Genomic DNA, 13211 nt, shown 5'->3' with positions numbered 1-13211 from the left:
GGATGAAGCAGATGCGCTACTTTGTGGCCATGGCAGCTGTGGTGACGGCTGTGCAGCTGGCAGCCGGAGTGGCCTCCGCCCAGGACCTCGCTTCGCCGGACGAGCGGGTGGAGATGTACGAGCCGGAGGACTACGCCTCCCTGCGGGCCCGGATCGAGCAACTGGAAGCGAATCAGCGGTACAGCGCCCCCGCCGTCGCATCCCTGGATCCCCAGGGCGGCGTTTACGTGCAGTACGACAATGTCATCGTCAAGCCGTACCTGAGCGAGAACAGCGCCTTTCCCGCTCAGATCGCCGATGGGAACGTCGTCAATTACGGCTTCAACCTCGACATGGAGTACTCCCCCCGCATCGAAGTCGGCTACATGGCGCCGACCTCCAATCTGGGCTTCCGCGCCCGCTACTGGCACTTTGGAGCCAATGCCGCCACGGGGCCCGCGAATGACGCGAACGGCCTGATCGCGGACGATGCGATCGCCATCGCGGCCGGGGCCACGATTCAGGACGTCGACACGATCACCACCGTCGTTTACGACCTGAACATGGATGTCCTGGACCTGGAAGCGACCAGGGCCGTCGGCAGCAGCGGCACCTTCGCGGCCGGGATCCGCACCGCGTGGATGGGCCAGAAGTACGGCCTGGACTCCGACGAAGGGCAGCTCTTCACGGATCTGGATGTGGCGGCGATCGGCCCCACGCTGGCCTATGAGTGGAAGTCCCACGATTTCTGGTTCGACGGACTCCGCGGACTGGCCACCGTCCGTGGCTCGCTGCTCTACGGCGGCAAGGACATCAACAGCGTCGGCCCGGATAACACCTACACCTACAACGAACAGTCGCTGATCTCGAACGCGGACCTGCAGCTCGGCCTCGAGTATCGCCGGTCGGGCGGGTTCTTCCTCCGCGCCGCGCTCGAAGCCCAGTACTGGGCCAACACCGGCAACGCAACGAATCACAACGTGGGGCCGGGCGACGACGTCGGTGACAGCGAGTTCGTCGGCAGCATTCTCGATGACGACCTGGGGTTCCTGGGGATGGTCTTCTCCGCCGGCTACTCGTGGTGAGCCGGGCACCCGTCGCTCCTGCGGGCCGGATGATCCCGATTCGGATTGATCTTGTTGGGATCCAGCCTCGCGGGTAGAAGCCCGCGAGGCTGTTTTTCTGCGCGGCCAGGCAGGTCCCTCAAGACGAGACACCGGAGTCAAAAACCGGAGAGCGACAGTCCGGAAAGCGACAGCCCGGAGCCCTGCCCGACCGATCTCGGAGGATTCCGTTGGCCAGATCCACAGGCGACCGCGAGGCGTCGACGCCTGGCTTCTCGGCCCGACTCGCTGGGCGATTCCCAGAGAGCCTGTCCGGGACCGTGAACGGAGCCTCGCTGGCCGTGTTCCGCATCGTCTTCGGGACCGCGGTGGCCTGGTCTATGTTCGCGTACCTCCAGCCCGTGGGGGACACGAATCTCGCCGAGGCGGTGTACGGCCGCGCCGGCTGGCACTTCACCTACCCCGGCTTCGCCTGGGTGAAGCCGCTGCCGGGGCCCTGGCTGGACGGGCACTTCCTGATCACCGGCGCGGCGGGGCTGCTGCTGGCCCTGGGGCTGTTCTACCGCGCGGCCGCCGTGGTCGTCTTCCTCGGATACACCTGGTACTTCCTGCTCGATCAGACCTATTTCAACAACCACTTCTACCTGATTTCGCTCCTGGCCTTCCTGCTGATCTGGATGCCGGCAGACCGATGCTGGGCGCTCCGCTGGCCGCGCCGGCCGACCGACGGCCGGGTCCCCTCCTGGAGCGTGTTTCTGCTGCGGGCCCAGTTTCTGATCGTGTACCTGTACGCCTCGATCGCCAAGTTCAACGCCGACTGGCTGACCGGCGAGCCGATGATCGCCACGGGAAAGGTCCTGCTGGAGACTGCGGAACGATGGATTCCGCTTCCCGCGTCGATCGAGGCGATCCACGTCAGTCTGGCGCTCGCCTGGACGGGCCTCGTGTTCGACATGCTGATCGGCTTCCTGCTCCTGCTCCCCCGGACGCGGCTCCTGGCGGTGGCGATGCTGGGGGTGTTCCACGGCATCAACCAGTTGACGCTTCCTATCGGCGTGTTTCCGTTTCTGGGCTTCACCGGCTCGCTGATCTTTCTGGATCCCAGCTGGCCGGTGCAATTGGGCCGCTGGCTCCGGAGGCCGCGATGGATCGCGCCCGATCCGAACTGGTGCCGCTGGGGAGCCATCGCGGTTCCGGGTCTGGGAGCGCTCCTGGGCTGGCGGCTCCCGGAGGATCCGGCGAACAGGGAGACGTCCTCGAAGCCGCCCCGCCTCCTGACCGGCCTGGTCGCGGCCTGGCTGGTGTTTCAGGTCGCGGCTCCGCTCCGGCACTTCTTCATCCCCGGCGACGCCAGCTGGACGGAAGAAGGGCAGCTCTTCGCCTGGCGGATGATGCTCCGACAGAAAACGTCCGGGCACATCACGCTCCATGTGGAAGACGCCGGCCTGTTCCAGCCGAACGGCCAGGGCCACCGCGTTCCGGACTGGTCCCGGTCTCCCGACATCTCGACGCGGGCCATCTACATTCCGATCGATGGTCCCCGCTTCCAGTGGTCCGACCATCCGGGCCTCACCACCGTCTTCGAGGGGCTGGTCGGCTACCGCATGATCTACGTCCCCCGCACCAACAGCGCGGAGGAGTTCTCGCACTTCTCCGAGTACTGGTCGGCCAAGACCCGGGAGACGATCGAGCTCCGGAAAGGGATCTCGCTCCGTGACGCTCTCAGCAATGTCGCCGCGATTCTGAAACGGCAGGCGGAGGCGTCCCCCAACCGCGGGAACGCGGATCTCGCCCGGCTGAGTGCCGAGGGCCTTCGGCTCTATGAGGAACTCGCTCCCGCCGGAGACCGGCGGGAAGAGGGACTGGCGCGGCTGCACGGACTGCTGCTGACCCTGGACAATCGGGAGCAGGAGGGTGTGCTGTCTCGGGAGTTAAGACTGGTCCAGCCCTTTGAACTGGCGGGTGCCGCCCCCTCCCAGACGCCGTTCTACGTCGTGGAACAGGCCACCACGCCTGAGGACCTGCAGCGTCTCTCCACACGGCTGGGGAAACCGGAATCGTACGTCGTCTGGTGTGATTTCACCCGGCTCCAACCGGCCGCCTGGAAGGTGCTCCCGCCGTGGTTCCCGGTCCATGAGGAGGGTGAGCTCACGATCCTGTGGAACTCCTTCCACGACCTGTCGGGCCGGCAGACGGAGGCCCTGGCGGCCCAGCCTTACCTGATCCAGCAGTACGCGAAAGAAGTCGCCCGTCGCTGGGAGCGGGACTGCGGACGACGTCCCGCGGTCCATGCCTACACGAGCGTCATGATGAACTACCGCTACCCGCGCCCGCTGGTGGATCCGGAGCAGGACATGGCCGCGGTGGAGTACTCCTTCTGGAAGCACAACGCCTGGATCCTGCCCGCGGAGCACCGCAAGGTGAACATCGCCGAGCAGGTCGAACAGGGGCGCTCCGCTCGCCGCTGACGCTGCGATCGAGTTCCGAAGCCGGGCCCGCGGGGAAAGCGGGGACTCAGCCGATCAGCGACGTGCCGCCCCGCGCTTCCTTCACGATCATCTGGACGAAGTGCATCTTGCGGAGGACCGGCCGCGACATGACGAAGGGGTAGAAGTCGTGCTGGCCCATGCTGCGGGCCATTTCGTTGAGAACCGTCGTCATCTGCACCCAGGAGTTGACCAGCAGGATCACCCGCTGCGCGTCCGGGGCGGACGGGTCGTAGAGGTCGTCGACCGAGAAGGGCTCGACCGCCTGCTCCACGTCCTCGCCGCGAAGGCCGAAACGCAGGGCGGTGTCGAGACTGTCGACGACGTGCAGGTAGTGCGCCCAGCTCTCCGCCCAGTCTTCCCACGGATGAACCGACGCGTACGAACTGATGTGGTGGTCCGCCCAGTTCGCCGGCGGGCCGTGGTCGTAGTTCCGCTTCAGTGAGGCGGCGTAGTCCTGCCGTTCATCGCCGAAGAGTTCGCGGAACTTGTCGAGCCACGGCGTCCCCGCGACCAGCCGGTCCCAATAGTAGTGGCCGACCTCATGGCGGAAGTGCCCCAGGAGCGTCCGGTACGGCTCGCGCATCAGGCTCCGGGTTCTCTCCCGGATCGAGTCGTCCGCTTCCTCGACATTGAGCGTGATGAGCCCGTCCGCATGCCCCGTGAGGACGCGGGGGCCCTCCTTGGGCGAACGGAGAAAGTCGAACATGAAGCCGCGTTCGAGATCCTCGCTCACTTTCGACGCGACGGGCAGCCCCAGGCTCAGGAGCTGGGCGACGAGGCGGCGCTTGGCGTTCTCGATCTTCCGCCACCACTGGGCGTTGTCCGGATCGCCGAGATCGGGAATGGTGCGGTTGAGCCGGCAGGCCCGGCAGAGCGGTTCCTCGTCATCGGCGCGTGTCAGCCAGTTGCAGCCGGCGGGAGAATCGAGGTTCTCGCAGCGTTTCCACTTCACGCCGTCTTCCTGGCCGTCGACCGTCCAGACGCCCGTTTCTGTCTCTTCCGTCAGGGCTCGGACCTGCTGGAGCTCCGGCTCATATCCCAGGGGGGCCTGGCACCCCAGGCAGAGACTGTTGCGAAAGAAGACGGGACGCCCGCAGCGACAGCGGAAGGCGCTCTTCCTTCCGGTCGGCTCTTCCGACTTCCAGGCGTCCACCAGCCGCCTGGTGATCGACTCAAAGATGTTCAGCATGATTGCCTGCGAGATGACTGCCCTGCCTGCGAGTTCCGCGGGGCAATCCTAATCCAGCTCCTTGTGCCGTGGTAATCGCGAATTCCGGGATACGGGCTCAGGTCGAGAGGCCCCACGGAATCGGCTCCGTCTTGCCGGCAATGTAGAGCGGGTGCTTGGGATAGCCGTCCTTCGTGACCCCGAGGCAGAGCGTCGGCACACCCTCGAGGACTTTCCTCATCGCGGCGACCCGTTCGACGTCGGCGTGCGTTCCCCAGGCCGCGACTACCCGCCCGGTCTGCTGCGCGTAGCGGCGAAGAATGCGGTCGGTGTCCCGGCCGACGGGGTCCTCCTGCGTCCGGAGTCCCTTGGGATCGGTCGACCGGAAGCCATAGGCGTTCAGCATCATGAGCCCGCGGTAGCCCCACCGGCGGGCAAAGTCGCGGCATCGTCGGACGGTCGGATCGTCCTTGAACTCGTCGGCGGTGGACGGATTGAGGCCGATGAAGGCGCAGCACTCCGCCGCGGGGACGTCATCGGGGCTGTCGAGGATCAGGAGGGCGTAGCGGTACCCGGAGCATGGGGAGAAGATCGCCCGCCGGGAGAGGTCCGGGGAGTACCGGTAGACCATCCCGTTCCGCGTTCCCGCGGAGGCTTTCGCTCGGCCGGACGTCACAAACAGATTCGACATCAGTTCCTGCCCTTGGGCTCCTCTTGGTGGTTCGTGAGAGACGGCATCCCCTGCCCTCTCCGGCCGGTGTCAATTTCCGGACTTTCCATGTCGGAGACGGTACCAGATATTGACCACCGCCGCTGTTGTCGTGTTCACAGTGAGAAGCCGTCAAATGCGAAAGCCCCCAGCAAGGACGTTGACCTTCCTGACCTGCATTTTCGCTGTCGCCGCGATTGTTACCTACGTCACTCAGCGTCGCCACTTTTGCGACAAATGGGTTCGCGCGCGGATCGTCGGGCAGGTCAGATTAGGCGCATACAAGAACACCAGTGATTCTCTGAAGGATGCTCAATCGCTTCGAGGATTTGAGGTCATCATGGACGTTGTTCCAGACGAAGGGACTTGGGAGGTGCTCGTTGCTAAAGAGTGCAGTCATGTTCTAGTAAGAGGAATAAATGTATCGGAACAAACTGGCCGCCATTTGTGCGGGGTGACCAGCATCGAGGTGCTCCGCTTTCACGACTGCGGTATAGACGCCGGCGCATTTGACGAGATTGGGCAGCTACGGAGTTTGCGAGACATTCGTATCGCGAACTGCAACTTGGCGAAACCTTCGGATGTGAACTACGTGCTGAACCAGGTCGGACCGCGGTTGGTTTCCTTGAATTTGTACAAGGTCCCATTCGACGTCTTGCACGATCTCAAGCGTTGTCGCTGCCTTGAGTCATTGTGGCTGTACCGCACCGGATTCCGGCCGAAAGAAGACAACTCCGTGATCAGACAGTTGATCTCATTGCGTGAACTCGTCGTCCTGGAAGCGCGAGAGGTCTTCGGCGAGCCGGAAGTGCGGGAGTTTAAGCGGCTGTTTCCAGGCGTTTCCATTGACGATGGTCGAGATGACTGAGATCGAATGCAGGTCTGTGACTCGCCCGTGCAACGGGTGCCATGTCATCCCGCCGAGCGGTTCAGCTTCGCTGGATTCGTAGGTCGATCCAAGCTTCCCTATCGGAGACAGGACAGGATATCGTCCGCCGCGTCCGAAGCGGACGCTGATGGCCACTCAAAGCAGCGGCTATGTCCCCCCCTGCCGCAGCGGTCTTCTAGGGCGGATTCCGCATTGTCAGGCTGGCTTCGGCAAACGCCTGGCCCATCAGTGCGAACGTCTTCGCGCAGCCGAGGTAGTGATAGCCGCCATTTGAGGCACCGCGATTCCAGAGCGCGACTTCCGCAGGTGAGATGAGGTCGGCTTCGAACTTGCTCAAGTATTCGCGTTTCTGCTTGGAGGTCATCTGCCCCCTGGCATTGGCGTAATCCTTGTGCTTTGTGTCGAGGTAGTAGGCCATCTGCCGGACCTCGGCGTACTTGTCGTCGATGGCCCCGAGTTCCTCGGACCAGAACGGCGATGTCGGCACGGCGGTCACGTTCCCCTGAAACTCGGGCAACAGGCTCGGAGCGGTCATCGCCTTGCGGAACTCCAGCACATCTTCGCCGGCTTTCGCACCACCGACGCCCATCACGCCGATCACGAACGGCATCCGGGGAGCGGAGAGATCGCGGCGCACATCGCGAATGAGATGCGCCAGAGACTCGCTGTAGAGATCGAAGCGGCCGGGTTTGCCGTGGTTGGGATACGCGTGTCCGTCGACCATGTCGTTGAATCCCTGCAGCCAGACGAAGCCTGCCAGCTCATAGCCAGCCGCCGGATCGTAGGCCGGGCAGACGCGCCGCGGGTCGGCCAGCACGCGTTTCACATGCTGGATCATCAGACGGTAGTAGGCACCGGTCTCCCGGATCTTGTCGGCCTTCCACTTCTCGAAGTCCTTCGGAATGCCGTGCCCCGTCTGCCTGGGATAGTTCTCTTTCTGCCAGTCGCTCAGGACATAGGGACCGGCGCTCGGCGGGCGAAAATCGGTATGCAGTGACTTCCCGCCCCACGCGGTCTTGATGATCAGGACCGGCTCGCTGAGCCGTTCGTCGAGAGTCAGTCCGAACGTGAACTCCGGCCCGATCTTGCCGCCGTCTTCCTCCGGCTTCTGGCGGGAGCCATACCCCGCGGTGAGCTTGCCGAAGCCCTCGCCGTTCTCCGCGCCGTTTCCGGTGAAATACGAAATCCAGACATGATCACAGACCGTCGGTTTGCCGTCCGCGCCACGCATCCGCTTCAGGAGCGGCGCCGTCGCCGGGTCATCGCCGATGTAATCCAAGGTCTCGATTCGAGCGTGCCCCTCCATGTTGGACTGCCCGGCGAGAATAAAGACCTTCAAAGGCCGCTCCGCAGCCGACAGCGCCGGCCCCCCGATCGACAGCAGGACAAGTGAAACGAGAACTTTCATCACAGCAGTCCACAAGAAGGTCGCGGGTGACGATCGGAACCAGCATCGTATTCTGCGTCGCGAAGAGCGGCACGCTCTGAGCCTTCGCGGGGCGTGGGCAACCCTCGCCTCTCGCGCCGCTCGACAGCCACGCTCCTTCCCAATCTGACTACCGGGATAAGTAATCCCAGTGCAACTTCAAATGCGTCATGTGGAACGCGCCCAAATCCCGAAAGAGGTCAGCGCGCGCCGTCGGGCTTTCCCATCCCACATGCCATCCATTGTCCTTGGGCGCGCCAAATTTTCGTTTCAGACCTGCTGCCACTCGAGCTGACTCTGAATGGGGGAAGTCGACATGAACGAACTCAAGAAGACCGTCAACGAACCGGAATGTCACATCAGATGGTTTGACTCCGAAGAGCGTGTAGTCCTGCCGACCGTTCGATCTATCAAACAGCTTCCATTCCGTGACCCCTTTCGCCGGCGGATCGTCCTTATTCCACTCGGATGGGTACACAGCTCCGTCCTCACCCCTGAACTCATACTTCTTGCGGAACTCATCAAGCGTTGTCACACCGAGGATTTCGCCATTCAGTTCGTATGTCGTTGCCGCATAGGTCTTCCAGATGCGAACATCGATTTCGTGTGCAAGTGCAGTACACGAGAAGTCGATGATGACATCGTCGTCGGTGCCAGTCACGCACAACACCACTTCGCCGTTGTGCCACCAATACGCCGACCACTGGTACTGAGGCTCGCCGTACTCGTCCGCGAGTGCCTCAACCAAGCGCCGTTTCGAACCGCGCACTGACAGAACGATCCTGGCCAGGACATTGTCGACAAAGGTGTATTTCCCCTCGGCGACCGGTATCGCGCCGATCGATAGCTCCCCTTTCTCAAGGACGTAGAGCGACACACCAGGGACCGCTTCGCCGTCTATGAGTGCGGGGCGTCTTTGGCGGCCGCCGTGCGCTTTCGCGAACTGCTCGAAGGTTGTTACGCCCGGCGTCTCGCCCTTGAATGCCAACCTTTTCCCGTTGTCGCCAGCCCTTTGAATCTCTGCGCGACCCGTACCCGTCTGAGACATTGCGATATCTGTCCCCGAAATCCCCGACAGCGCCCACGCGGACAGGATCAGGCAACCGCTTGCACACGCCACCGAGATACCTTGGATGGCTCTCCGCATGTTCACTCCCTCTGACGGCGGAACGATCACAGGTTGGACCTTCCTGGGCACTGCTCACCTCGTCGTTGAGTTCCGCAGGCTGGGTCTGGCCTCAGTCGAGTAGGGTGTATGTCAATACACCACAGATGAGATCCAACGCAGTATTGGTACTGCCTGACTCCAGGGCGTTCCACCGGCCCCTGACACTGGCCGCCCACCTCTCTTCCAATTGGTGAACTACAGCGGACCAAACTCGCGCTCATGGTTCATTGGACCGCGTTCACCCTTCCCTGCCCATCTCTCAGCGGCGTCGACTTCCGGCCAGCTGCCGTGTTCGAGGCAGTGCAGAGCATCTTCCGCTTCGGCAGACATGGGCCACCAATAGCCGGGGGCAATCCGCTGGTCTACGGCCGCGATCCCCTTCAGGATCGGAATGGCATCCAGAAGGTCGTGCGCGCGTCGAGAAGGACCGCGCCGATCATGACTGCCGAGTTGCCCGATCAGATACATGCTCCAGAACTGGACGTCGATCGAGTCGTCTGTCAGCCCCAGAATCGCAGCTACCCGACAGCGACGACGGAGGCTCGTGCGGCGGTCTCCGATGAATCCTTCGCAGCCGAGCCGGTCGGCCGCGTCGCCGCGGATCGATCCCGGCAACGCCGGATGCTCGTAGATCCGGACCAGCAACTCGGCGGCGCGCCGGTCGTCGGACCTGCGGACCGCTTCGATGATGGTCCAAAGCCAGTGCGGATCGGGATGTGACGAATCGAGCTCGCGGCACCCGATCCGCAGTAGCCGCTCGGTGATCCGCTCGTTTTGGGAACACATCGCGATCGCCGAGGCACACGCCATCCGCAGCGGCCTCGATTCCATCAGGTCCACAAGGAGCGGAGCCGCCTGCCCGATCCGCAGGAGGGAGATCAGCTCGATTCCCACGATCGAAAGGCGTTGGGACAACCCGGAGAGTCGTTCAAGAAGCTGGCCGACGGTCACGACGCCGTGCGAGACCAGTTTCTCAACACCGCGGTTCCGCTCGCGGACCACGGCCCTGAACTGTCTTCGCCAGTTCTCGGACTGCCGTTCGTGGAAGCGGGCGAGCAGCGCGGCCAGGGAATCGCTCTGTTTCGGCATCTCGCATACCGTATCTGCCGAGTCGGCTCCCACTGCTCAATCCCATCGCTCGACGCTGGGTCCAGACGGCGGATGTCCTGGTGGTTAGCCTTTGATGACGAAGTTGACCATCCGCCCCGGCACGACGACCGTCTTGACGATCTGCTTTCCGGCGAGCTGGGTCTGGACCGCCTCGTCCGCTTCGGCGATCCGCTGCATCGTGGCCTGATCGGCTCCCGCCGGGACCTTGATCTTGGCCCGCAGCTTGCCGTTCACCTGGACCGGGATTTCGATTTCGGCTTCGGCAATCTTGGATTCGTCGAATGTCGGCCACGGCTGGTACGCAAGCGACGTCTGGTGGCCCAGCAGCTCCCACAGCTCTTCGGCGATGTGCGGAGCGAAGGGGGACAGCAGCGGCAGGAACGGTTCCAGGATCGCGCGCGGCCGGACGTCGGCGGTGCCGAACTCGTTCGTGAACTCCATCATCCGGCTGATTGCCGTGTTGAACGACAGCTTCTCGATGTCCTCGGTGACCGTCTTGATGGTGCGGTGCAGGATCCGCTCCTGCTCGGCGGTCGGGGCGATGTCCACGATCGCCGGGTGAACGGTCATGGTTTCGGCCCGTTCGTCGACGAACATCCGCCAGACGCGGGCCAGGAAGCGGTAGACCCCTTCCACGCCACTCATGCTCCAGGGCTTCACCTGCTCCAGCGGGCCCATGAACATTTCGTACAGCCGCAGCGAGTCCGCACCGTACTCCGAGACGACGCTGTCCGGGTTGATGACGTTCCCGCGGGACTTCGACATCTTGAACGCGCGGCTCTCGACGACGATCTCCGGGTGCGACTTCAGCACCAGGTTCCCCGCCTGCTTCTCGACATCGTCCGAAGACAGTTTCACCGCGACGACCGGCTCCTTGGTGCTCCTCAGGACCTTGGTGTCGTTCTCCCCCTCGGTGACATCGCGGACCGAGACCCACGCGGCGGCCGGAACGTCCGCCGCCGTCAGCGCCGCCCCGTCCTCTCCGTCCCTGGTCTCCGGCCCGCCGGCAACGCGCGCGTAGCCCGTCAGCTCGGCCTCGCCCAGGATCATCCCCTGGTTAACCAGCCGGCCGAATGGTTCCGGCGACGTGACGTGGCCGCGGTCGAACAGGACCTTGTGCCAGAACCGCGAGTACAGCAGGTGCAGCACCGCGTGCTCGGCGCCGCCGACGTACAGGTCGACCGGCAGCCAGTATTTTTCCAGCTCCGGGTCGATGAAGGCCGCGCCGTTCTTGTTGTCGCAGAACCGCAGGTAGTACCAGCAGGAGCCGGCCCATTGCGGCATGCTGTTGGTCTCCCGCTTCAGGCGCGTTCCGTCCGCGGCGGTCTGGTACAGCCACGAGTCGGGGGCCTTGGACAGCATCGGCTCAGGGGTGCCGGTCGGCTTGAAGTCCTCCATGTGCGGATGCAGGACCGGCAGCGACTCCGGCGTGTCGGCGCGGAGCAGGCCCGTCGGCTGGCCATTGGCGTCCAGTTCGTGCCAGATCGGGAACGGCTCGCCCCAGTACCGCTGGCGGGAGAACAGCCAGTCCCGCAGGCGGTAGTTGACCGCCTCGCGGCCCAGGCCGGCGCCCGCCAGGTCGGCGGTGATGCGGGCCTTGAACTCGGCGGTCGGCAGGCCGTTGTAGGATTGCGAGTTGACCGCGACCCCCAGCTCCGTGAACGGCAGCGTCCGCGGCTCGTCGGGTTGAGCCTTCGGCGGGGCGACGACCTCGATGATCGGGATCTGGAAGGCGATGGCGAACTCGTAGTCCCGCTCGTCGTGCGCCGGGACCGCCATGATGGCACCGGTGCCGTAGCTGCTCAGGACGTAATCCGCGATCCAGATGGGGATTTGCTCCCCGTTGATCGGGTTGATCGCGTGGGCGCCGGTGAAGCAGCCGGTCTTCTCCTTGGCCAGGTCAGTCCGGTCCAGGTCGCTCTTGCGGGCCGCCTGCTCCTTGTAGACCCGGACGGCGGCCGTCTGGTCGGCGGTCGTGATCCGGTCGACCAGCGGGTGCTCGGGCGCCAGGACCATGTAGGTGGCACCGAACAGCGTGTCGGGCCGCGTGGTGTAGACGCGGATGACGTTCGATTCCGGCTCCTTCGGGAAGCCGCTAGCGGTCCGGGCGGCTTTCCACCCGGCGAAGTCGCCGGAACCGGCGACCAGGAAATCGACTTCGGCGCCGGTCGAACGGCCGATCCAGTTCCGCTGCAGCAGCTTGATCGACTCCGGCCAGTTCAGTTCTTCCAGTTCGTTCGCCAGGCGGTCGGCGTAGGCGGTGATCCGCAGCATCCACTGCTTCAGCGGGACGCGCTGGACAGGATGGCCGCCCCGTTCGCTCTTGCCGTCGACGACTTCTTCGTTCGCCAGCACCGTCCCCAGGGCCGGGCACCAGTTCACCGGGGCTTCGGAGATGTAGGCCAGGCGGTGCTTGTCCTGGTAGCGGCGGGCGTCATCGCCCGTGATTCCCGCGGGGATCGGCAGATCGGCGATCGGCCTCCCCTTCCCGACCCGCGGCTTGCCGTCGGGACCGGTCCATTCGAAGGCGGGGTCGTACCAGGTGTCGAACAGCTGCAAGAAGATCCACTGCGTCCAGCGGTAGTAGTCCGGGTCGGTGGTCGACAGCTCGCGGCTCCAGTCGTAGCTGAAGCCCAGCATCTTCAGCTGGCGGCGGAAGGTTTCAATGTTCTTGCCGGTTGTGACGGCGGGGTGGGTGCCGGTTTTGATGGCATAGTCTTCCGCCGGCAGGCCGAAGGCGTCCCAGCCCATGGGGTGCAGGACGTGCTTCCCCCGCATCCGGCCGTAGCGGCAGACGATGTCGGTCGCCGTATATCCTTCCGGGTGCCCGACATGCAGCCCGTTCCCCGACGGGTACGGGAACATGTCCAGGACGTAGAGTTTCTCCCGCGGGCCGCCCGCCACGGGGGGCGTGTTGGGCGTAACGAAGGTCCGGTTCTGTTCCCAGTAGGCTTGCCACTTGGATTCCAGGCGGTGGGCGTCGTAACGGGGCATGGGGCTTGGCGGGTTGAGACGGAGGCGGCCTGGGGCCGCGGAGATCGGATGCGCAAACGAAGGGGGACACGTCCCGGCCGTCGCCGGTTCTCCTGCGGTCCGCATCGGAAAACGCGAAGTTTAGGGGGAGGTGCCGGAAAGCGTTACCCAGCCGGGATTGCGGGCGGGTTGTGGGGTGCGTGCGCCGCTTGGTGCTCGCCGAATGCCAACCGAAC

General features: G+C 64.2%; 9 protein-coding genes. 3 read left to right on the top strand and 6 right to left on the bottom strand.

Going from position 1 to position 13211, the window contains the following annotated elements; genetic code table 11:
• The first annotated feature begins 11 nt into the window (after positions 1–11).
• On the top strand, positions 12–1064 hold the full coding sequence (locus tag VT03_RS26840) for a hypothetical protein (RefSeq protein ID WP_156514783.1): 1053 nt from the start codon (positions 12–14) through the stop codon (positions 1062–1064).
• 209 nt (positions 1065–1273) lie between these two features.
• A complete protein-coding gene (locus tag VT03_RS26835; protein WP_156514782.1) occupies positions 1274–3511 on the top strand; it encodes an HTTM domain-containing protein in 2238 nt (745 codons plus the stop codon).
• Between the two features lie 46 nt (positions 3512–3557).
• Here VT03_RS26835 and VT03_RS26830 read toward each other — a convergent pair whose 3' ends face one another.
• A complete protein-coding gene (locus VT03_RS26830) occupies positions 3558–4721 on the bottom strand; it encodes a putative zinc-binding metallopeptidase (protein ID WP_075095857.1) in 1164 nt (387 codons plus the stop codon).
• Between the two features lie 97 nt (positions 4722–4818).
• The gene (locus VT03_RS26825) at positions 4819–5391 is read right to left on the bottom strand and encodes a DUF1643 domain-containing protein (RefSeq protein WP_156514781.1); all 573 of its coding nucleotides are present in this window, start codon (positions 5389–5391) and stop codon (positions 4819–4821) included.
• 178 nt (positions 5392–5569) lie between these two features.
• Here VT03_RS26825 and VT03_RS26820 point away from each other — a divergent pair, with 178 nt between their 5' ends.
• Positions 5570–6277, top strand: a complete 708-nt coding sequence (locus VT03_RS26820; RefSeq protein ID WP_156514780.1) for a hypothetical protein — start codon at positions 5570–5572, stop codon at positions 6275–6277.
• 196 nt (positions 6278–6473) lie between these two features.
• Here VT03_RS26820 and VT03_RS26815 read toward each other — a convergent pair whose 3' ends face one another.
• The 4 genes from VT03_RS26815 to leuS all read right to left on the bottom strand — a co-directional run bounded on the left by VT03_RS26815 (position 6474) and on the right by leuS (position 12996).
• Positions 6474–7706: a sialate O-acetylesterase gene (locus VT03_RS26815; RefSeq protein ID WP_156514779.1), complete on the bottom strand. Its 1233-nt coding sequence runs from the start codon at positions 7704–7706 to the stop codon at positions 6474–6476.
• 148 nt (positions 7707–7854) lie between these two features.
• Positions 7855–8871, bottom strand: a complete 1017-nt coding sequence (locus tag VT03_RS26810; RefSeq protein WP_075095854.1) for a hypothetical protein — start codon at positions 8869–8871, stop codon at positions 7855–7857.
• A gap of 216 nt (positions 8872–9087) precedes the next feature.
• A complete protein-coding gene (locus tag VT03_RS26805; RefSeq protein ID WP_075095853.1) occupies positions 9088–9981 on the bottom strand; it encodes a hypothetical protein in 894 nt (297 codons plus the stop codon).
• A gap of 84 nt (positions 9982–10065) precedes the next feature.
• Positions 10066–12996, bottom strand: coding sequence for a leucine--tRNA ligase (gene leuS, locus VT03_RS26800; RefSeq protein ID WP_075095852.1), 2931 nt, complete (start codon positions 12994–12996; stop codon positions 10066–10068).
• Between the last annotated feature and the right edge of the window lie 215 nt (positions 12997–13211).

It is taken from the genome of Planctomyces sp. SH-PL14 (genome assembly GCF_001610835.1).
Taxonomy (GTDB): domain Bacteria; phylum Planctomycetota; class Planctomycetia; order Planctomycetales; family Planctomycetaceae; genus Planctomyces_A.
The sequence above is the reverse complement of the archived record's forward strand: the minus strand, read 5'-3'. Positions and strand labels throughout refer to the sequence as shown.

Bases quoted from the DNA above. Each gene is read 5' to 3' on its own strand.
- VT03_RS26840 (WP_156514783.1), top strand. From the start codon at position 12: ATGCGCTACTTTGTGGCCATGGCAGCTGTGGTGACGGCTGTGCAGCTG.
- VT03_RS26830 (WP_075095857.1), bottom strand. From the start codon at position 4,721: ATGCTGAACATCTTTGAGTCGATCACCAGGCGGCTGGTGGACGCCTGG.
- VT03_RS26825 (WP_156514781.1), bottom strand. From the start codon at position 5,391: ATGTCGAATCTGTTTGTGACGTCCGGCCGAGCGAAAGCCTCCGCGGGA.
- VT03_RS26815 (WP_156514779.1), bottom strand. From the start codon at position 7,706: ATGAAAGTTCTCGTTTCACTTGTCCTGCTGTCGATCGGGGGGCCGGCG.
- VT03_RS26810 (WP_075095854.1), bottom strand. From the start codon at position 8,871: ATGCGGAGAGCCATCCAAGGTATCTCGGTGGCGTGTGCAAGCGGTTGC.
- VT03_RS26805 (WP_075095853.1), bottom strand. From the start codon at position 9,981: ATGCCGAAACAGAGCGATTCCCTGGCCGCGCTGCTCGCCCGCTTCCAC.
- leuS (WP_075095852.1), bottom strand. From the start codon at position 12,996: ATGCCCCGTTACGACGCCCACCGCCTGGAATCCAAGTGGCAAGCCTAC.